General features: G+C 36.9%; 12 protein-coding genes and 1 tRNA gene. 12 read left to right on the plus strand and 1 reads right to left on the minus strand.

Annotated features, from left to right (window positions below):
- From JW794_08410 to JW794_08440, 7 genes are all read left to right on the plus strand, one after another.
- On the plus strand, window positions 1-335 hold a 335-nt coding region (locus tag JW794_08410; GenBank protein ID MBN2018130.1), incomplete at its 5' end, for a sensor histidine kinase.
- Window positions 332-1,348: a hybrid sensor histidine kinase/response regulator gene (locus tag JW794_08415; protein ID MBN2018131.1), complete on the plus strand. Its 1,017-nt coding sequence runs from the start codon at window positions 332-334 to the stop codon at window positions 1,346-1,348. The genes JW794_08410 and JW794_08415, both read left to right, overlap by 4 nt.
- 22 nt (window positions 1,349-1,370) lie before the next feature.
- A complete protein-coding gene (locus JW794_08420; protein MBN2018132.1) occupies window positions 1,371-3,995 on the plus strand; it encodes a PAS domain S-box protein in 2,625 nt (874 codons plus the stop codon).
- Window positions 3,996-4,130: 135 nt separating this feature from the next.
- Window positions 4,131-4,790 (plus strand): cobalamin-dependent protein, encoded by a 660-nt coding sequence (locus JW794_08425; protein ID MBN2018133.1) that lies wholly within the window; start codon window positions 4,131-4,133, stop codon window positions 4,788-4,790.
- Window positions 4,791-5,816: a uroporphyrinogen decarboxylase family protein gene (locus tag JW794_08430; protein ID MBN2018134.1), complete on the plus strand. Its 1,026-nt coding sequence runs from the start codon at window positions 4,791-4,793 to the stop codon at window positions 5,814-5,816.
- Window positions 5,809-8,310: a DUF1638 domain-containing protein gene (locus JW794_08435; protein MBN2018135.1), complete on the plus strand. Its 2,502-nt coding sequence runs from the start codon at window positions 5,809-5,811 to the stop codon at window positions 8,308-8,310. Before JW794_08430 ends, JW794_08435 begins: the two co-directional genes overlap by 8 nt.
- Before the next feature lie 93 nt (window positions 8,311-8,403).
- Window positions 8,404-12,108, plus strand: coding sequence for a PAS domain S-box protein (locus JW794_08440; protein MBN2018136.1), 3,705 nt, complete (start codon window positions 8,404-8,406; stop codon window positions 12,106-12,108).
- Window positions 12,109-12,110: 2 nt separating this feature from the next.
- Here JW794_08440 and JW794_08445 read toward each other — a convergent pair whose 3' ends face one another.
- Window positions 12,111-12,932, minus strand: a complete 822-nt coding sequence (locus JW794_08445; GenBank protein MBN2018137.1) for an Mrp/NBP35 family ATP-binding protein — start codon at window positions 12,930-12,932, stop codon at window positions 12,111-12,113.
- A 149-nt stretch (window positions 12,933-13,081) separates the two neighbouring features.
- On the opposite strand from JW794_08445, the gene JW794_08450 reads away from it, so the two are divergent.
- From JW794_08450 to JW794_08470, 5 genes are all read left to right on the plus strand, one after another.
- Window positions 13,082-13,624: a hypothetical protein gene (locus JW794_08450; GenBank protein ID MBN2018138.1), complete on the plus strand. Its 543-nt coding sequence runs from the start codon at window positions 13,082-13,084 to the stop codon at window positions 13,622-13,624.
- Window positions 13,625-13,923: 299 nt separating this feature from the next.
- A tRNA-Thr gene (locus JW794_08455) sits at window positions 13,924-13,999 on the plus strand.
- Between the two features lie 13 nt (window positions 14,000-14,012).
- Window positions 14,013-17,291: a hypothetical protein gene (locus tag JW794_08460; protein MBN2018139.1), complete on the plus strand. Its 3,279-nt coding sequence runs from the start codon at window positions 14,013-14,015 to the stop codon at window positions 17,289-17,291.
- Window positions 17,275-19,053: a tetratricopeptide repeat protein gene (locus JW794_08465; GenBank protein MBN2018140.1), complete on the plus strand. Its 1,779-nt coding sequence runs from the start codon at window positions 17,275-17,277 to the stop codon at window positions 19,051-19,053. The genes JW794_08460 and JW794_08465 overlap by 17 nt, the downstream gene beginning before the upstream one ends.
- A 155-nt stretch (window positions 19,054-19,208) precedes the next feature.
- The gene (locus JW794_08470) at window positions 19,209-22,367 is read left to right on the plus strand and encodes a PAS domain S-box protein (GenBank protein MBN2018141.1); all 3,159 of its coding nucleotides are present in this window, start codon (window positions 19,209-19,211) and stop codon (window positions 22,365-22,367) included.
- Window positions 22,368-22,440 lie beyond the last annotated feature (73 nt).

The raw sequence follows: 22,440 nt of genomic DNA on the forward strand, positions 1-22,440 counted from the left end.
AGGTTATCAATAATCTTCTAACAAATGCAATTAAATATTCACATAAGGGATCAAATGTATTTATTGAAATTGAAGAGAATAAAGAGAGTATTATTCTATCAGTTAAGGATGAAGGGTTAGGCATTGCAAAAGATGAACGAGAACTACTTTTCAAACCCTTTCAGAAGACCGGCACAAAAAGCACAGGTGGGGAAAAGAGCATGGGACTTGGTTTGTATATTGTAAAGAGAATTATTGATGCGCATAATGGATCGATTAGAGTGAAAAGTGCTGTAAACAAAGGTTCTACATTTTATGTAGAGCTTCCAAAAAATCCAACAGGGAGAGAACAATGAAAAGTACAATACTTTTAGTTGATGATGAAATGTATAATCAAAAGATCTATTCGAAAATACTGAAGGATGCAGGATATGAAGTATTGATTGCAAAAGATTCTCAAGAAGCATTTTCAACGTTAGAGAAGACAAAACCGGATATGCTTCTGATTGATATTGTACTTCATGGTGAATCAGGAATTGATATTCTGAAAGAGATAAGGTCCGATAATGCTCTAAAGGACTTGTTCGTCGTTATGATCACCAGCAAATTAACAACTCGAGATGACCAGTCAGCAGGTTTGGAGCAGGGAGCAGATGGGTACATTGTACGACCGATTGAAAAAAGGGAACTTGTTGCGCGCATCAATGCATTTATGAAACATATACAAACTTTAAAAGCACTCAAAATTAGCGAGGAGCGTTTCAAGATTGCAAACTCGATCCTCCGTCACGATATTACAAATGATCTTACCGTTATACAAAGCGCTCTTTACCTGTATGAAACTGAGAATGACAAGACAATGCTCGATGAGATAAAGAAAAGAGTTGAAATGAGTCTTGATACGATTGCACGGCAAAGGGAGCATGAAATCTTTTTAAATGCACATGTAGAGCTTGATGAATATGATATCGTTGATGTGCTGAATAAAGTAACAATTAATTACCCAGAACTTGAAGTTAGCATTAATGGTAAAGGAAAAATCTATGCTGATAATGCTGTTTTTTCAGTCTTCGATAATATAATAAGCAATGCTATCAAGCATGGAAAGTCTAACAAGATAGATGTCGATATTACTGCGGATGAAGAGTATTGCACAATTTCATTTGCTGATAATGGTACTGGAATTCCTGATAATATCAAGGATAAGATATTTGATAAGGGCTTTCACTATGGACCTTCCGGTCATACTGGTATCGGATTGTATATCGTTAAGAAAACTTTGGATGATTACGAAGGTGAAGTCTATGTTGAAGATAATAATACAAAAGGTGCAGTGATAATTCTGAAGATGAGAAAGGTGATGAGTTAAAATTTCTTAGGAGATAATATCAGTGAAAAAGAAGAAAACTGAACAGATACAAGAATTTTTGAAGGACTGGAAAGCCTTTGTTATTGCCATTCTGATCTTTATAATAGTCTTGTTGGGTAACTCTGTATATTCATACATCAAGATGAAAAAAGAGACTTTAAAGCAAATCGATGAAAGATTGCATATAGGTGCTCTAACAATAAAAAACATTTTACCATCGGAATTTCATGATCGAGCTATTGATAAAGAGAGTATTTCTATTGATGAAGATGATCAGAATATTCGAGCTTTATCAGATTTTGCAAATAAAGCTGGTTTCAAATTTCTTTATACGTTAGTAGTAAAAGGAGATGACATATATATTACATCTTCTAACGCCACAGAACAAGAGTTAGCAGATAATGAAGAGGTAAGATATTTCACAATTTACCAAGAGGCAGACTCATCCTTCCAAGAGTCATACAACAATGATTGCATAAGATCATTTACTCACAAAGATAGATGGGGTATTTTCAGAGCTTTAGTTGTTCCTGAAATAAGTCCAGGAGGTAATAGATATCTATCTGTGGCTGAACTGGATATTTCATCAGTTGATGCAATCCACAGACAAAAAACCTTAGAAGCTTTTATTCATGCAGTATTGATCGTTATTGGTTCACTTCCTCTTATATTTGTTCTATACAGCAGATTGCGTCACAGTGTCGAACAAAAGCAAAAAACCGCTCAACTAGAACGGATGGTTTCGCAAAGAACCAAGAAACTCGAAGAGAGCGAGAGGAAATTGAAAAGTATTATTGAGAACAGTACTAATCTGTTCTATACGCATACGGTGGATCATAAAATTAGTTTTATCAGTCCCCAAGTTCGTGATGTTCTAGGGTATGAACCAGAAGAAGTTATGCAGCGCTGGACAGAGTTTATTACTGATAATCCTATCAATGAGCAAGCCATAGAGTTCACAGAAAAAGCCATTAAAACCGGAGAACGTCAACCAACCTATCTGCTTGAAATGAAACGTAAAGATGGCAAAAAGATCATTGTTGAGGTAAGGGAAACCCCGATCCTTGAAAATGGAAAAGTCATGTCAATAGTTGGATCACTTACTGATATTACAGAACGGAAAAAGGCAGAGGAAAAATTAAAGATTAGTGAAGAAAAACATCGTATTATTAATGAAAATGTTCCTGTCCTTGTATATGCAGCCCTTCCTGATGAACATTCAACCAGTCTCTTTTTGTCAGGTCTTGCTCATGAACTTACCGGTTATACAGCCAGAGAACTTATAGAAGATACTACATTGTGGGCAAAGATAATTCATCCGAATGATGCTGACTATGTCTGGCAAAAAATATCTGAACATCGCAGGATAAAATCAGTTTTGGATATTGAATATAGGATCATTACAAAAGATAATAAGGTGAAATGGATCCATGATAAAGCGAAACCACTGCTTGATGAGAAAGGTAATATTCTTCAGATTCAAGGCTTCATGGAAGATATTACGGATCGTAAAAGGAATGAAGAAATAAAAAATATTGTATTTAATATTTCACGGGCAGTAAATACTATAGATAATGTTGTGGAACTCTGTAAAAAAATTAGAGAAATTCTCGATACAATTATTGATACATCAAATTTCTATGTAGCTCTCTATGATGAAGAAAGAAATATGATTACGTTACCATATATCGTTGATCAAAAAGATGATTTTACAGAATTTCCTCCTGGAAAAACTATGAGCGCACATGTGATCAAAACAGGTGAACCATTGCTGGCGGCACGGGAAGTCGTAGAAGATCTTACCAAAAAGGGTATGATCGAAACAATCGGTAGTCATTCTGCAGTATGGCTTGGAGTTCCTCTTAAAATTCACAATCAGGTTATTGGATTGATCGGTTTGCAAAGTTATGATGATCCGGAACACTATACTGAGAAAGACCTCGAAATCCTGAACTTTGTTTCAGAGGAGATCGCGATTGCAATACAGCATATACAATCAACTCAAGATATTAAAAGAGAGTTGAAAGAAAAAGAAGTATTGTTGAGTGAGATTCATCATAGGGTAAAAAATAATTTGCAAACCCTGCTTGGACTTCTTCAACTTCAGCAGGAGACAATTAAAACTAAGGAAGATGCGATACGGAGTTTTGAGGTAAGTCAGGATAGGATATTTGCAATGTCACGAGTGTACGATATGCTCTTAAGGTCAGACTATATGTCAGAAGTAAGTTTAGGTGCATATATTCTCAGTGTTGCTGAGCATATCAAGCGTTCATATGACCACCATAACAAGATCGAACTTGTGCACTCCTTTGATGAGTTCTATGCAGATACAGTTGCGTTAGGAAAGGTTGGGCTCATAATAAATGAACTCATTACCAATGCAATGAAATATGCTTTTGCTGATAGAAATAAGGGAACAATATTTATGGGTTTGAAGATTTCTGAGAAGAGTTGCGAGATAGAAATATCAGATAACGGAATTGGATTACCTGAAAATGTGAGTTTTGATGGAGAAAAGACATTGGGGCTTTCTTTAGTGGATATGATCACGATGGAACTGGAGGGTAAAGTGTTTTACAAAGTGGAAAATGGCACACATTTTACGATAACTGTTCCCAAAGAATCTTTAATGAGACAAAAATAATATGGATACATCATTGAGAAGATATTTTGAAAGAAAAGACAATAGTGTTCCAAACAGATTGCATTTGCTGAAGCTGTTAAACAGTGTTTGTTTATGTTATTTTATATTTAAATTGTATACGTAAAGGAATTATACATGGATTTTAAGAAACAACTATTAAACGAAATATTGGGGGCGAATAGGGATAATGCGAACAAGATCATTGATGCATGGGCTTCCAAACACTCGTATCGCGAAGTGCTACCCGGCATTCTTGAACCCGTTCTTATCCAGATCGGTGACCTATGGAAAGATGAAAAGGTGTCCTTGGCTCAGGGATACGTAGCCGTGAAGATTGCTGAAGATGTGCTGAATAAAATATTGCAGGATCAGGATACCGATGAGAGTCCTCAAGTCAAAAAAGGCCCTGTTGTTATTGCTAACATCGAAGATGATTATCACTCTCTTGGCAGGAAAATGGTCGGAACCTTCTTACGGGCAAATGGCTGGGAGGTTGTGGATATGGGAAATGATGTTCCTGCAGAAGATATTGTAGATAAATGTGAAGAGATTGGTGCAAGGGTGGTTGGGGTGTCTGCAATGATGTTCACCACTGCAAGAAATATCAAGAGCTTAAGAGAATGTATCGACCAGAGGGGATTGGAAGATACACTGAAACTTGCGGTAGGTGGAGCTGTGTTCAAACTAAGACCTTCCCTTGTAGATGATGTGGGAGGAGATGGAACAGCACCAAGTGCACTACAAGCTCCTGAGCTGTTTGAACAACTCTGGAAAGAGTCAGAGCAAGGAGTCTAGATGAATAGTAAGGAGCGACTAGGTGCAGTCCTGACCGGTGAAAAGCAGGACCGCCAGATGTTTACTGCAACCCTGAGCATGTACGGAGCTAAACTGATTTCATGCCCACTGAAAGAGTATTATAATGATGCAGAAAAATATCTCTTGGGGCAGCAGCAGGTTGTGGAAAAGATACAGCCTGATATTATATTCTCTCCCTTTTCAATCCCCCTGGAAGCACACGCATTTGGCTCAAAGATCATCTATTTCCCCAAAAATCCTCCAAATGTTACGGCTCCTGTTCTAACTAATGCTGATGAGATCGATACTTTCACGATTCCCAAACTCAAAACCTCTCCACCTCACACGTATTTTCTTGATTCGATACAACGACTTGCAGATCAGTATAAAGGCATCATTCCTATTGCAGCTCCCACAAGCAGTCCGGTTGATTTCCCAATTCTTCTCATGGGAATTGAAGGTTGGCTCGATACCTTTCTTTTTAAAAGAAAACAAGCCAGAAAATTAATTGAAATGCTTATCGAATATTTTGTGGAATGGGCTAATATCCAGCTGCAAGCCGGGGCAGATTTTGTTGTTGTACCGGTTATTTTCAGTAATCCTGAGTTCCTCACTCGGGATCTCATACAAAAAGAAACACTACAGTATTACAACGCTGCATTTTCACAGATCAATGGTCCGATCGTGCTTCATCACGGTGGAGCAAAAATGAACAATTTCATCTCGAATTTTGCAAACCTTTCTAATGTCGCAGCTTTTGTTATCGATTATAAAGATTCATTCTCTGAAGCTCGATCAGAGATTAGGGAGCGACCAGTACTTGTTGGCAATCTCGATGGTCCCAATCTCTGGCGTTTTGATGCAGAGCAAATGAAAAAAGTGTGTGAACATAAAAAAAAGCAGATGACCGGTGCAGGGAAGATCATACTGGGAACATCAAATGCTGATGTCGCTTATGATACTCCTCTTGAAACCTTACAGGCACTGTATACCTTCGTTGAAGAAGACTGGAGATTTGATGGATAACATACAAGGAATAGCGTGTTCGATATTCAAAGAAGCGATCACAAAACTTCAGCAGGAAGGCAAAATAACAATTCCATTTACATATATTGATTCCCATAATCATATGCATCCTGAGAAGCTTGAAGCTGAACTTGATGCACTGATCCAGAAAGATGAAAAAACATTACTTGTTTTTGGAGATTGCCATGCAAATATGGTTGATCTTGAGACCAATGAAAATATCTCACGTGTAAAAGGAATGAACTGCGTAGAAGTTTTTCTCGGATCTGAACAATACCGCGAGCTGGTAAGACAAGGTGCTTTTTTCCTGTTACACGAATGGACAAGAAGATGGGAAAAGGTTTTCAAGGATTGGCTTGGACTCAACGAAAAAAATGCCAAAGATTTTATGCACGAGATGCATTCACAGCTCATATACGTTGATATCGGACTCTCTCCGATTCCGGAAAAAGAGCTGGAAAAAATATCAAAATACTGCGATCTGCCGTATTCGATCTTGAAGACTGATCTGCAGCATATCGAAAAATCTATTCAGAACTCACTCAAGAAATTTCAAGAAATTGATAAACATAATGAACCAAGAACTCGAGCATATGACTTTCTTGTCGTTGATTTAGTAGAAAAATTGCTCACCTTCGCTTCATCTTCAGAACAATGCAGTAAAATAATTGCACAGACTATTCGTGAACTTATCGGCGTGAAAGCAGTGGCTGTGATCGAGCACGAAAAGAATAATTCTACAGACAAAGATACACTTCTGAGCATAGAACCGGCAAGAAGAAAGAAACAATATGAAAGTGCTGATATAAATGCTCTTATCTCTGAAATCAAGTCTTTCGATGAAGTTGAAGTTTTAGATAAAGAAGTACCTAACAACGTGCTTACAGGCTTTCTTTCGAAATATTCCATAGAAAAGATCGGTGTGCTCCCTCTCAAAGTAAGTGCTCAGAGGATCGGCAGTATACTCTTGCTCGATCTTTATGATGACCGGAATATCCAGGCTGTACTTGAAAGCATTAAGATGATCTCAAGTATCATTGCGTTGATCCTCCAGAACTCGAACATCATAGATAATCTCGAAAGTATCATTGATGTACGTACTTCAGAACTTGAACTGAGTAAAGAACGGGCAGAACTGATAACGAGAACAGTTCCAAACGGTATCTTCACGGTCGATACGGATAGAATTGTAACGAGCTGGAATCCGATGAGCGAAAAGATCACTGGTTATGCTGCTGATGAGATCATTGGTCAGTCCTGTTCTGTTTTTGCTATCAATACATGCGGGGATGTATGTCGCGTCTTTGATGAGGGAAAATCAATATTGGGAGCTGAATGTATAATCAGATGTAAGGATGGAACTGAGAAACATGTGCTGAAAAATACAGATCTTTTGCGGGATAAGCAGGGGAACATAATAGGAGCTATTGAAAGTTTTGAGGATATTTCTGAGAGATTAGAGAACCAGAGAAAAGTTAAAGATAGTGAAATGAAGTTTAAATCCCTTTATGAATATATGAATGAAGGGATATGCTTACATGAACTTGTGTATGATGAAACTGGAACACCAATAAACTATAAGATTATCGATGTGAACAAAAAATATGAAACGAGCTTGGGCTTAAATAAACAGACTATTCAAAATCAACTTGCTACAAATGTATATAAAACTAAAGAAGCACCATATCTAAAAGAATATGCTGAGGTAGTAAAAACTAAAAAACCATTTAGTTTTCAAACATATTTCGAACCCCTGGATAAACATTTCTATATTTCTGCTTTCTCACCTGAAAAGGATAGATTTGCTACAGTTTTTCTTGATATTACAGATAGAATTAAAGCCGAGGAAGCTTTAAACCTCAATAGAGATAGACTCAAAACTGCGAACTCCATCCTCCGTCATGACATTACAAATGATTTCGTCGTAATCCAGAGTGCTGTTGATATTTTTAGAGATGAACAGGATGAATCGTTGCTCGATGAAATTGAGAAACGGGTGCAAATGAGTCTCGATACGATTGCATGGCAACGCGAACATGAGAACTTCTTGAGTGAGCATGCAGAACTCGATGAATATGACATAAGAAACGTTATAGAAAAAGTTCTAAGCAAGTATTCATACCTGGATTCAAAGATCAACGGAAAAGGTGCAGTATTTGCTGATAGGGCAATATATTCAGTTATCGGAAACATTGTGAGCAACGCTGTGAAACACGGGAGAACAAATAAGTTAGATGTGACAATATCCGATGAAGACAATTTCTGCGTTGTGCGCATTGCAGATTCCGGTATTGGTATTCCCGATGAGATCAAGAGTCATATCTTTCATAAAGGATTTCATTACGGACCTGCAGGACATACCGGTATCGGGTTGTATATCGTGCAAAAGACTATGGATGAATACGGCGGAGAAGTATATGTAGAGGATAATAAACCCAAAGGCACGGTGATTATCCTGAAGATGAGGAAGGTGATACATGATATCGCTCTCTAATGATTTAATTGACACGGATTAAATAAATTGATTATTAATAATATGGTTTTTACTGTATAAAATTGCAAAGTACGAGAAGGAGTAATCAATTAGATGGGTAATAAAAGGCATGATCCAATAAAATTTCTGATCCTGGAAGACAATCTCGCTGATGCTGAACTTATTCAACGTATGTTACAAAAAATTAATAAGAATTATGATACCACAGTCGCACATGATAAAACGCAATTCATTTATCTGCTTGAAAATTATATGCCGGATATCATACTCTCTGATTTTTCCTTGCGCCAGTTCAATGGACTGGAAGCGCTTGAAATAGTCAAGCAAAAATACCCAGATATACCATTCATAATTGTAACTGGTACGCTGGATGAGGAAAGAGCCGTCATGTGTCTTAAAGAAGGAGCCTGGGACTATGTGCTTAAGCATAAACTCTTTAAACTTAAACCAGCAATCGAAAGAGCTCTGGAAGTACACAAAAAGATACTTGAAAAGAGAAAAACCGAAAAGGATTTACTGGAAAGTGAAAATAAACTGAGAAATATTATTGAGAACAGCACAAATCTTTTCTATACACACTCAGTGGATCATAAAATCACATTTGTAAGTCCGCAAGTTCGTGAAATACTGGGATGTGAGCCAGAAGAAGCAATGAAACGTTGGACGGATTTTGCAACGGATAATCCGATAAACGAAAAGGGATTCAAACTGACCGAAAAAGCAATTAAAATAGGAAAACGCCAGCCGATTTACGAACTTGAATTACAGCGTAAAGATGGCAGAAAGATAATCGTTGAAGTTAGGGAGTCACCTATTGTTGAAAATGGAAAAGTCGTGTCAATCGTAGGATCTCTTGCAGATATTACTGAACGAAAAAAAGCAGAAGAAGCGTTAAAAGAAAGTGAGGAACGCTTTAAAAAATTATCAAATTTAACGTTTGAAGGTATCTTGATCCATGATAATGGTGTGGTCGTTGATGCGAATCAATCATTGCTTGATTTGTTTGGATATACTTTGGAGGAAGTCATTGGTAAAAACATGCTTGAGCTCGCTATTCCAAAAGAGTTTCATAAAGAGATATTTGGATATTTTCAAAGCAAAATAGTTGAACCATATCAGATCGAAGCTGTTAAAAAAGACTGCACACGCTTTCCTATCGAGGTAATTGCAAAAGAGGTAATGATAAAAGGAAAATCACATAGAGTTGCTGCAATTAGAGATATCACTGAAAAGAAAAAAGCAGAAGAAGTTCTTGAACAGTCTAAAAGAAGTTATGAAGCAATTTATAACAACTCGACGGACTGCATCTTTATACATGATGGGAAAACAGGGGAAATCGTCGATGTAAACCAGGCTACTCTTGATGTTTTCGGCTACACCAAAGATGAAATAAGAAAGTTAAATGTTGGTGATCTTAGTCTTAATGAACCGCCTTATACTCAGAAGGAGGCAGTACAATTTATTCGTAGAGCTGTGAAAGAAGGTGCGCAATACTTTGAATGGCTGGCAAAAAAGAAAAATGGTGAGTTGATCTGGTTTGAAAACAGTTTAAAATTTGCTGAGATTGCTGGTGAACAGCAAGTTCTTGTTATCGGCAGAGATATTTCAGATCGTAAAAAAGCGGAAAAAGAACTTAAAAAAGCACAAATGTTTGCCGATAAGATCGCTGAAACTACACCAGCTTTATTATATATTTATGACCATCAAAAGAGTAAAAATATCTGGACTAATGAAGTTCATAAGAATTACTTCAAAAAATTAGTTAAAAGCTATCCCGAAATGCATTACAAAAATGTGGTAGAAGTTATCCACAAAGACGATTTTGCCAGAGTTTTAGAGGAAACTGAAAAATTGAATAGTGATCAGCAACTGGATAGATTCAGTTTGGATATCAGAATTAAATCAACCGGTAAAGATTGGAAGTGGATGACGTTAATAACCTCTGCATTCAAAAGAGATGAAAATGGCAAATTACTGCAAACGATAGGTGCTCTTTTTGACATCACTGAAAGAAAGAAAGTTGAAGAGGATTTGAGAGAAAGTGAAGAAAGATATGAAAGGGTGGTAAACTATACAAATGATGTACTCTATTCATTATCTCCTCAAGGAAAGATTGAATTTATATCTCCAAAGATCAAAAAATATGGTTATTCTAAAGAAGATATTCTTGGTAAAAGGTTTGAAACGTTTGTCCATAAGGAAGACGCTAATATTATTGGTGCTCAATTTATGGAAACCTTAAAAACTGGAAAAATATTCCCTCCTGTAAGCTTCAGGATTCTGAAAAAAGACAAAAGCATTGCTTATGTTGAGGAAGATGGAAGTCCAATCAAAGATAGTGAAGGAAGAATAATAGGGATTACAGGAGTTTTAAGAGATGTTACAGAAAGAAAAAAAGCAGAAAAAGAATTCTTTGAAGTAAGTGAAAGATTGGAACTTGCAATGGATGCTGGAGAGCATGGTTTTTGGGATTGGAATCTTGATACAAATGATGTCTATTTCAGCCCTTGTTATTATAGAATGCTGGGCTATGAAACAGGTGAACTACCGATGAAATTAGAAACATGGGTAAAACTTTTGCATCCTGATGATAGAAAAACCATTGTATCAAAAGTTGAAAATTATGTTAAGAAAGCGCAGCCATATGAAGTTGAATTCAGACTGAAAACAAAAGATGGAGATTGGAGATGGATAGCAGGTAGAGGAAAATCCTATCAAAAGGATAAAGATGGAGTTCCACATAGAGCAGTTGGTGTTCATGTTGACATTACAGAACGTAAGCAAGCTGAAGAAGAATTAAAGCAAAGCGAAGAACGCTTCAAGACGCTTTCCAACCTTACCTTTGAAGGAATTCTGATTCATGATAATGGTGTAGTAATTGACACAAATCAATCTCTAATGGAAATGTTTGGTTATTCTCGAGATGAAGTAGTTGGTAAGAGTATTTTTCAGTTGGCGATACCCAACGAATTCCATGAGGAAATTTTTGGATATTTTAAGAGCAAGTCTGTTGATCCTTATCAAATTGAAGCAGTAAAAAAAGATGGAACACGTTTACCGATAGAGATTGTAGCCAAAGATGTTATTATTGATAATAAAAAACTTAGAGTAGCTGCTATAAGAGACATCACAGAACGTAAGGTAGCAGAAGAAAAGATCGAAAAAGAGCTGAGAGAAAATAGGTTACTTCTGAGTGAGATCCATCACAGAGTAAAAAATAATCTCCAGACCTTATCCGGTCTTCTTCAATTGCAGCAGGATCTGATCGAAACAAAAGAAGATGCAATCAAAGCATTTGAAGCAAGCCAGGACAGGATCATGGCTATGGCACGTGCCTATGAGCTTCTCCTGCACTCGGAACATATGTCTGATGTGAATGTTCCTGAATATATCGAGAGTATTGTACGGCAACTCAAGTTCTCTTATGATCCTGAAAGCAGGGTTTTTGTTGATTATTATCTTGATAACTGCGAAATGGAAATCCAGGAGTTGAGTAAAACCGGTCTGATCATTAACGAGCTTGTAAGCAATGCTTTTAAATATGCTTTTCAGGGAAGAGAGCAGGGACGTCTTGAGCTGTCCGTATACGAAAAAAATAATATAATTTACTTTGAAATAGCAGATGATGGAGTAGGTTTACCCAAAGATATCGATTTTGAGGGAACCGAAACGCTTGGTCTTTCACTTGTGAGTATGATGATCAAGGAACTGAAGGGAAAATTTACGTATAATGTAGATAAGGGAACGCGATTTATTATCGAAATACCAAAGGGTACAAAAAAACAGATTCGTCGTTAAAATTACGAGAGTTTCTTTTCGATATTATTCGCTACTTCGTTAAATCGTTTTCCTGCTTCTGAGTTTGCAAAGTTTTGAATGAAGGGAGTTCCTGTATCTCCGGATAGTACAACCTGAACGTCAAAGGGAATGCGTCCCAGCAAATCGATACTGAAATCCTTTAATGCCTTTTCGCCACTACCTGGCTTGAAAAGTTCTATGTGCTGTCCGCAGTGAGGGCACACGATCTCTGTCATATTTTCTACAATACCAAGTATCGGAATTTCTAGTTTTTTAGCAAAATTGATTGCTTTTCGAACGTCCAGATACGCAATTTCCTGTGGAGTGGATACAATCACAACACCTGTAATATTTTTGAGGATTTGAATAACACTCAATGGTTCGTCACCGGTTCCGGGAGGGCAGTCGACAATAAGGTAGTCGAGTTCGGGCCATGCAATATCTTCCATGAACTGCTTGATCAAGTTCATTTTCATGGGTCCACGCCAGATAACGGGCGCATCCGGGTCTTGCAGAAGCGATGCAATTGAAAGAACAACGAGGTTATCCGTAACCTTTACCGGAGTGGGGGATTGCCCTTCCTGAGCCATCAATTTTTTATTTTCGGTACCGGTCATTTTAACGATTGAAGGACCATGAATATCGGTATCGAGAATCCCAACCATATTTCCTTTTCCAGCAAGTGCGTAAGCAAGATTGACAGCAACAGTGCTTTTGCCAACACCACCCTTGCCGCTCATAACAACGATTATATGTTTGATATTATGTAAATTCTTTTCATATAATTCTTTTTTCTTTTGCTGATCCTGTTGAATATCTGCCATTTCATACTCCTCTTTTTTGATTTTATACATACAAGGTATGAAATAAATTGGATTGTCAAATATTAAGAATATTTTTTCTTAAATTTTTAGATTGACATCTTAAAGGAATGAATGGATAGTAACTCGAAGAAAAAATATGGAGAAAAAAAATGAAAAAAATTGTTTTGATTTTCATAATTATATTCAGCACATATGTCCTGTTTGCAGATGAACCACCAGAGGAACCACTCGAAAAGTATACTCTTGACCAGGCGCACGAAATCTTTGCAGTTGAATTTTTCAACAATACCTGGGATTTTCTTGATAAACCGGAGCGTACCTATGAAGAGAACGAAGTAATGCTCAATCTTGCGCATGCATCACTCATGCATTGGTCGATCATAGGGAAGCCGATAAATATGCAGCGTGGGGAATGGATGGTTGCACATGTCTATACGATCCTTGAGCGAAAAGAACCGGCACTTCATCATGCAAAGAACTGCCTGAGTATTACCGAGAAATTCGGTTTTGATGATTTTGATCTCGCTTTTGCTTATGAAGAGTATGCTCGTGCTCTTGCCCTTAATGATGACGACAGCTGGGAGGAATATTATGATCTGGCGAAAAGTGCTGGTGAACTCATCAAAGAACAAGGTGACAGGGATTATTTTCTGCAGGTTCTCGATGAAGGGCCGTGGTTCGGGAAGAGGTAAATACAGTTCTGAAAAAGTATTTTGCACTTGTTTTTCCAAAACTTGACAACCAAACCTATCCCTTAGCTTTTCTCTTACTTTACGTATAGTATGTTGATTACGTATTACAGCCACCATAGCTCAGTTGGTAGAGCAACTGATTCGTAATCAGTTGAAGAATAGAGTGTTCTTTATATGTAGCTTAGAGTGAAGTGCTTTGAGATAGTCACCCTCATTTCGCTCTTTAGAAAACTGATTTTAAAATCAGTTGATGTATTTGATGTCGTACTGTACTGGCTTCGTATTTTTTATTTAATTTAGCCACCATAGCTCAGTTGGTAGAGCAACTGATTCGTAATCAGTAGGTCGTGGGTTCAAATCCCGCTGGTGGCTCCATATTTGATTTTTCATGAGTAAATATAATAACGTATTACGCACATTCAGAAATAAATATGTTCTCAATCTATTTCTTGAGAACATACTCTACCTGATCGCGATTTTAGCACTTTTCTTCATTCTATTTTCCTTTTTGTGCTTTAAACTTACAACATCTTATGAATTTTATGAACCCTTGACATTTTGGTCATTGGCATCGAAGATCATAACGGGTTTATTGTTCATTGTCTTTATCATTAGATTTCTTTTAAATATCCCGAGCATGCACACAATTGCTCGAAAAGTATCAGAAACGAATCCTGAGAAAAATGAGATCATTCTTTCTGCTTACGAATTAGACAAACGATTTGACCTTTCTGACTATTCGAAAGAAATTCTGGATAAAGCAAGAAAAGATGCAGATGAAAGGTCATCCGAACTCTCATATAAAGATATTTTTCAGTTATTTGGACTAAGAAGGGCGTTTCAATCTTTTCTTTTTGGGGTGGTGGCACTTATTATTGTATTACTCATTAACCCAATTGTATTGAAAACTTCTTCCAACATAATATTTCATCCATCCTCATTTGCACCAAAATATGATTCTTTTATTATTGTTAAGCCGGGTAATGCAAGGATTCTTAAGGGAAATTCTCTTCAAATTGATGTTATAAATTTCTATCCCGAACTATCATATATCCTGAATATTGAAAAGCAAAAACGATGGCAGGATTTCCAGCTCGATACAGCAACGCATACGATTTACAATGTTACAGAGAACATCAGGTACACTATTGCTAATGAATATGCAAACTCAGACACTTTTACTATCGAGGTTCTCGAAAAACCAATTGTGAAGAATCTGGGAATTCGATATGACTATCCAGCTTACACGAAACTTACTGACAGAGTTGACCAAGACATTTCAGGAAAGATCGTGGCGATCAAAGGTACTGAAATTGTACTTGATTTAATTGTCAATAACGAACTGACTGATTATCGGATCGTCTTTTCTGATGGTACGACTCACGAGCTAACAAAAATCGGGAAATTCGCTTATAGAACAGCGTTTACCGTTGATAAAAGTAGTAGTTATCATTTTTATTTTAAGGACATTCTGGGAAATACGAACAATATTGTTGAGCGAACTATTTTTGCTGAAGAAGATCTACAACCCAAGATCGAGATCATGTTCCCTGCACGTGATAAAATCCTTGCTCAGAATATGCAGGAACGGATCGATTTCACTGCTTCTGATGATTTTGGGGTAGACCGCATAGATATTCTCTACAAGAAAAATGATGGTGAATATATTTCCAGAACAGTGTTTGATACGACTGGAATTACCACACTCACTGCGAGTTATAACTTTGATGTGACAGATCAGAATCTTCTACCCGGAGATGTGATATTCTATTATTTGCAGGTATATGACAATTGTACTGTACCCGAAGCACAAACAGCAAAAACAAAGATTTACCTCTTGAAATTCCCTTCGATCGAAGAACTGTATGATGAAATACAAAAGCAGCAATCGGGGAACATGGATGATATGCGTGAGTCTCTCGAAGAATCGAGGAAAAATAAACAGAAGTTCGATGAGTTGAGACGTAAGTTCTTGAAAAATGAAGAGATGGACTGGCAGCAAAAGGAGGATCTGAAAGAGGTCATCAAAAAGCAGCAGGAGCTTGCTAAAAAAGCAGAGGAGGCTGCCAAGGAGTATGAGAAATTTGTCGATGAACTCGAAAAGAACAATGCAGTTGCACGGGAAACGCTTGAGAAATTAAAGCAAATTCAAGAATTAATGAAGGATATCTCATCTCCTGAACTTGAAACAGCAATGAAAGAGCTTCAAAAGCAGATGGAAAAGATCTCTCCTGAGCAAATGAAGAATGCATTGAATAACTTCAAATTTTCACAGGAAGATTTTAATAAGAAGCTTGAGCAAACCCTTAAACTGCTCAAAAGCATACAGCTCGAGCAAAAATTACAGGAAGCGCTTCAAAAAGCTAAAGAATTGGAAAAACTTCAGGAAGATCTAAACAAACAGACATCAGAGAGGATAGATAAAAAACAGGATTTAAGTGAATTAGCTCAATCCCAATCTGACATCCAGGAAGGGTATCAGTCTCTTAAAAAAGAGCTGGAAGAGTTAACAAAGGAACTGGCTGCTCATAATGAAAAGAATGCTGCCAACGAACTTGAAAAAGGGTTGCAGCAAGCAACGCAGAATCAACTTTCAGATAGTATGCAAAAAGCTGTAGAAATGCTCAAGCGTGATAATCCTCAGTGTAAGAGGGAACAGACCAATATTCAGGTTGGTTTTTCAGAACTTAGAAATTCAATTTGCATGGCGCAAATGAAGATGCAGGCATCTCTGTTCACAGAGTTTCAGAAATTGTTAAAAAAGACATTGAATGAACTCCTTTATTATTCACAAAAGCAGGAGATCTTTCTCGATAAATCCTACAGTACATATGATATTCTCGATCAAGAGATCAGTATGTATGAAGGTATTAAAAATTCAGTAAATACGCTTTTCCGCGACCCGATGATGATCCTCATGATGGATCCAAAATTCTTTCCGCATTCAGCAATGGCACTCAATAACTTTGAGAAAATGTTTGATAGAATTTCTGAGAATAGCCATGCAAATATCGAGCAAGATAAAGTTGATATCCTGCATTCAATAAATCTTATGATCATTGATCTTCTTCTTTCAAAAAGCAAGCAGCCGCAAGGTTCTGGTGGAAGTATGCAGCAACTTCTGCAGCAGCTTCAACAGATGTCCCAGGGGCAGCAATCGATCAATATGCTTACCCAGGCACTACTCGAGCAGTTCATGAGCCAGCAGAGCCAGGGAATGGGACTTTCAGACGAACAAAAGCAGATGCTGGATAGAATTGCAGGTAATGAGCAGCAGATCAAGGAGAATTTCGAACGAATGCTGAGAGACTACCCCGAAGCTGAAAAACTGCTTGGTAATATGGAAGGATTGAAAGGGGATTTAAAAGAGGTTGTTGATAAGCTTCAGCAGGGCATTATCGACGATCAGGTCATCAGAAAGCAGGAAAATATTCTATCTCGACTTTTGGATGCGCAACGTTCCATTCATGAAAGGGATTACAGTAAGAAAAGAGAGTCCGAAACTCCCAACCAGGAAACATGGGAAGTTCCTGATGATCTTATCATTGATACAACAAATATGGAAGTTAGGGATATTCTGAAATACATTAATGAGAATTATCCCGAAGAATATCATCGTCTTATCAAAGAATACCTGGAAAAAATACAGCATGAAAATAATAAATAAATCAATCCTTGTTTGCATAATTTTTATCATTATTGCGTCAGTACTTTATGCTGTTGATGACCAGGCAATACTTCAGGTAAAGATTCGTGAAGCATTGCATTATGAACAACAGGGAAATAGCCAGGAAGCAGAAAGACTATATAATCAACTACTTGAAGATTTTCCTCATAACGGTCAAGTAATAAGCAGGTTAGTTTATTTATACTTTAGAACAAATAATCTTGATAAGCTCAAAGTATTGCTTAGCCGGGAGAAAGAATATCTTAACAAAAATTATTACCAGATTACGCAGATGGAGCTGCTTCTCAAGGAGAATAATCTCGATCAGGCACATGACCTGGCTGAGAGTATGCTCATTGAAGCCCGGACAAATGCAGGAGTAACACGACAGATAGCACAACTCTACCAGCGTTATAGTTTGTATGAGGATGCTGTACGATTGTATCTGCGTGCACGAGAAGAATCAAGCAGTTCTCAGCTCTTTGCGCAAGAGCTCGCACAGGTTTACCAGGCAATGGATAGACCGTATGATGCAATGGATGAATATCTCAACATTCTTGATGAAAAAAATTATAGTAATGTCAGGTATCGAATCGAGAAACTTGATCTCTCAACCAAGGAGATACTAACAATTCTTCAAGCGTATAAAAATGATAAGCCAGGTGTAGAAATAAATAGACTGATTGGTGAGTTCTACGTGCTGTCAAAGCAATATCAAAAGGCTTTTGAACTTTATCAGTCTCAGGGAAATGATGCATTGATACAATTGGCAACAATAGCTGAAAAGCAACAATTATATGATCTTGCAATTCAGTGTCTTACAGAAGTACTAAAAACAACGGCGGACGACCAAACCATTCTGTTTCTTGAAAATAGGATAGGGGGGCTTCATTTCCTGAATAATGATCATATAAAAGCCTATGAACATTATATGAAAGTTATTGATCTTTACCAAAATACCAAAGCTGCATTACCCCTAAACGTGATGTATAATGTATACAAGAATGTAGCAATGATCGAGTTGTTTTACTTTAAAGATACGCAGAAATCTCAGCTTTCACTTGAAAAAGCGTTAGAATTTGCGTTGGCCAATAACGAAAAAGCAAGTCTTTCTATTATGCTGTCACAATGTTACTTACAGCAAGAAGATTACGTAAAAGGTGAGGCGGTTTTAAATGATGTCCTTCACAATAAGCCCTATAGTAAGGATATGAAAGATCTGGCAAAAACCCAATTGTTACAGACAATGATCTTACGAGGTGATTTTGCTCAAGCTGATACATTGGCAAAAGAATATCTTACTCATGATTATGAGTCGTTATATGTAAATGACATTGGAGATATGTATCGAACAATCAATCAAGAACTGCATCTAGCTCATGCAAATGCTGATGTTCAAAGTTTCTCTCGTAATTTATTTTATGATTTGTATTTTAATAATTCCCCAAAAATATTGGATGACTACAATCAACTTGCTGCGGTTATTCAGGATTCATCAGCAGTTTCCTATACGGGCATGAAGGTAGCAGATTATTTCTTTGATCAAGGAGATTATGAGACTGCTTCAGTTCTGTATGAACAAGTCCTTGAAAATAATGAGAGTCCCTACGTTGAATATTGCATATACAGGATTGCAGACTGTATGTTACAGCTTGGTTTCGAGGAAAAGGCAGAGACATACTATACTGATTACCTGCTTGTTTATCCACAAGGAACCTTTGCACCGGAAATACGTTTAATTTTGAAGAAACTCAAATTCTAAAAAAGAGTTAATTTATCTCATTTATTAAACAAAATTTGTGATATTTTTAGAATAATTTGACAAGAATAAACTTAGTTTACTAAACAAATTCAGTATATTTAATCCAATTTATTATTTTCTAATGTTCTTATCGTCCAATTTTCACAGGAGATTTGATGGCTAAGAAGAGATTCAGTCTTCAGCAACAACTGCGTTTTGATGAGCTTTTTTTACAAAATGTGTTAGATGCTATCCAGGATGGCATTTCTGTACTCGATTCTGAATTCAACATCCTCCACACGAATAAAATCATGGAAAAAATGTATCAGGAGCACATGCCGTTAGTAGGGAAGAAGTGTTATAAGGTTTATCAGGAACGAAAATCACTCTGCCCCTGGTGTCCATCCATAAAATGTCTAAAAGAGGGAAAAAAGTTTATGGAACAAGTTCCACTTGGTTCTGAAAAAGCACCAAGAGGATGGCTCGAACTTACATCCTATCCAATGTTCGATAAAAATGGAGATATTATCGGTGTCATCGAAAATGTTAAAGACATTACAGCATGGAAAAATACTCAAGCTGAACTTGATAAAGAACGAGATCTTTTCTCAGAAGGTCCCGTACTAACTATTGTCTGGTCTCCTGAGAAAAATTGGCCTGTTACCTATGTTTCTCAAAACATCGTCGATGTTTTGGGGTATAACAAGGACGAGTGGCTTTCCGAGGATTTCACCTATGCAGACATTATACATCCCGATGATCTTGACCGAATCACCAAAGAGGTGAAGAGCAACATACGAAATCAGGTTGATACCTATTCGCAGGAGTACAGGGTCAGGAAAAAGAATGGATCTTATATCGATATCTACGATTTTACAAAACTCGATAGGAACGAGAAAGGTAAACTGGTTGCTATTCGTGGTTATATTTTTGATCAGACTGAGCGAAAAGCAGCCGGTGCAATAGCAGAAACTCTCTATAAAATCTCTGATGCTCTAAACAAAAGTGATGATCTAGATGTCTTGTATGACAAAATAAGAGAATACCTTGGAAAGATTATTGATACTTCTAACTTTTTTATCGGTCTTTATGATGAAGACAATGACCTCCTTTCAATTCCTTATGATATAGATGAAAAGAATGAGTTCAAGGAATTAATCTATTACAATGAGCAAGAGGATAAAGTAACTGCAATCCCTATGAAAAAGACCGTTACAGCACATGTGATTCGAACCGGTGAACCACTTCTTGCAACCAAGAAACAGATTGAAGATATGCAGAGATCGGGCATTGTTGAAGGACTTGGGACATTACCCGAGATTTGGCTTGGTGTTCCACTGAAAACTCAGGATAAAATTATTGGTGCGATCGTTGTTCAGAATTATCACGATCCGAACACATATACTGAACATGAGAAAGATATTCTTTCCAATGTTTCGAATCAGATAGCCTTGATGATTCAAAAAAAGAATATTGACGATGCTTTGCGAGCCAGTGAAGAAAAGTATCGAAAGCTGATAAAAAATTCCAATGATATACTTGTTATCATCGATGAAAATGCAAAAGAACTCTATGTAAGTGAATCTGTTGAACGTATTATTGGTTATTCCCCTGAAGCCTTTTTAGGTACGAGTGGATTTGATCACATTCATAAAGATGATGTAGAACCAATGAGAGAAAAACTCAATCAACTTCTTAAATATCCTGATAAAAAAGTCCGAAATGTATATCGACATCGTCATAAAGATGGTCACTGGGTATATTTAGAAGCAATAGGTACAAACTATTTGAATGATCCCAAGATTAAGGGTATTGTGCTTAATATCAGAGACATAACAGAGCGCAGAAAAGCTGATGAAGCACTTCGGGAAAGTGAGGAGAAGTACAGGACAATAGTAAGTTCCATGAGCGATATCATTTTATTACATGATAAAAATAATCGATATGTTGAATTTCATTGCAAACCTGATAGTAGTCTTTTGTTAAATCCTGACGAGTTCATCGGAAAAACGGTAAGAGAAATTATGCCAGAATCTATTACAAATGAATTTGAGATTCTCGCAGAAAAAGTACGTCAAACTGGTGAAAAAGAGGAGATGGAATACTCTCTTAAAATACAAGGAAAAAAAATGTGGTTTTCTGGAACGCTGTATTTGTATAGTGACGGAGAGAGTATTGTCTTTGATGTTAGAGATGTAACAAAAAGAAAAAAAGCAGAACAAGTACAGTTGGCAATGTATAATATTTCCCATGCAGTGAATACTGTAGAGAATATGCATGAACTCTATATGAAAATTCGAGAATACCTTGGCAGCGTTATTGATACAACTAACTTCTATGTTGTTTTGTATGATAAAAAAAGCGACACGATTTCATTACCCTTTGAAGTGGATGAGAAAGATACATTTGAAACCTTTCCTGCTGGGAAAACCCTCACAGCTTATGTTATAAAAACAGGCAAACCATTATTTGCATCCAAAGATGTACAGAATAAGCTTGTTAAGGAAGGATTGATAGAGATCATCGGGTCACCAGCACATCTGTGGCTTGGAGCACCTTTGAAATCGGATGGCAATGTAATTGGTGCGATCGTTGTACAGAGCTATGATGATCCTGAATTGTATTCCGAAGAGGATATCGATATTCTGACATTCATATCGGAGGAAATTGTACTTGCAATACAACATGCACAGTCACATGAACAATTGCAGAGAGATCTTAAAGAGAAAAAAGTATTATTAAGGGAAATACAGCACAGGGTGAAAAACAATTTACAAACGATCTCCGGTCTTCTTCAGCTTCAGCAATACAAGATCGAAACCAAAGAGGATGCGATCAAAGGATTTGAAGTAAGCCAGGATAGAATACTTGCTATGGCAAAGGCATATGAGATACTGCTTGAATCTGAATACCTTTCTGACGTGGGGATCGGGAAGTATATCAAATCACTTGCAGGGCAATTAAAACGAAATTATGACATCTATAATAAAATTGATATTGAGTACTTCTTGGATGAAGTGATAATTGATACCGAAAGACTTGGAAAGATAGGACTCATAATTAATGAAATCATCACAAATTCGATGAAATATGCATTTAAAGAAAGGGAAGAGGGGAAAATACAAATACAATTGAAAGATCTGGATAAGGATATTAAGATTTCGATATCAGATAATGGAGTTGGTATTCCAAAGGATATAGAATTCCCAAATCCAGACACACTCGGTATGTCACTAATAGAAATGCTGATAAAAGAACTCGAGGGAGAAATATCGCTTGTGAAGGAAGCAGGTACTACATACAGTATGATCATTCCTAAAGAGAAGAAGTGGTAACAATAATCATACATTATAGATACTAATAAAAAAATATAGAAAATTTGACAACATTTCTCAGGCATGCATTAAA

Source organism: Candidatus Cloacimonadota bacterium, assembly GCA_016932035.1.
Classification (GTDB): Bacteria; Cloacimonadota; Cloacimonadia; order JGIOTU-2; family JGIOTU-2; genus Celaenobacter.

Coding starts and splice junctions, on each gene's coding strand:
- JW794_08460 (MBN2018139.1), top strand. CDS start 14,013: ATGAGTAAATATAATAACGTATTACGCACATTCAGAAATAAATATGTT.
- JW794_08430 (MBN2018134.1), top strand. CDS start 4,791: ATGAATAGTAAGGAGCGACTAGGTGCAGTCCTGACCGGTGAAAAGCAG.
- JW794_08470 (MBN2018141.1), top strand. CDS start 19,209: ATGGCTAAGAAGAGATTCAGTCTTCAGCAACAACTGCGTTTTGATGAG.
- JW794_08450 (MBN2018138.1), top strand. CDS start 13,082: ATGAAAAAAATTGTTTTGATTTTCATAATTATATTCAGCACATATGTC.
- JW794_08440 (MBN2018136.1), top strand. CDS start 8,404: ATGGGTAATAAAAGGCATGATCCAATAAAATTTCTGATCCTGGAAGAC.
- JW794_08415 (MBN2018131.1), top strand. CDS start 332: ATGAAAAGTACAATACTTTTAGTTGATGATGAAATGTATAATCAAAAG.
- JW794_08435 (MBN2018135.1), top strand. CDS start 5,809: ATGGATAACATACAAGGAATAGCGTGTTCGATATTCAAAGAAGCGATC.
- JW794_08465 (MBN2018140.1), top strand. CDS start 17,275: ATGAAAATAATAAATAAATCAATCCTTGTTTGCATAATTTTTATCATT.
- JW794_08425 (MBN2018133.1), top strand. CDS start 4,131: ATGGATTTTAAGAAACAACTATTAAACGAAATATTGGGGGCGAATAGG.
- JW794_08445 (MBN2018137.1), bottom strand. CDS start 12,932: ATGGCAGATATTCAACAGGATCAGCAAAAGAAAAAAGAATTATATGAA.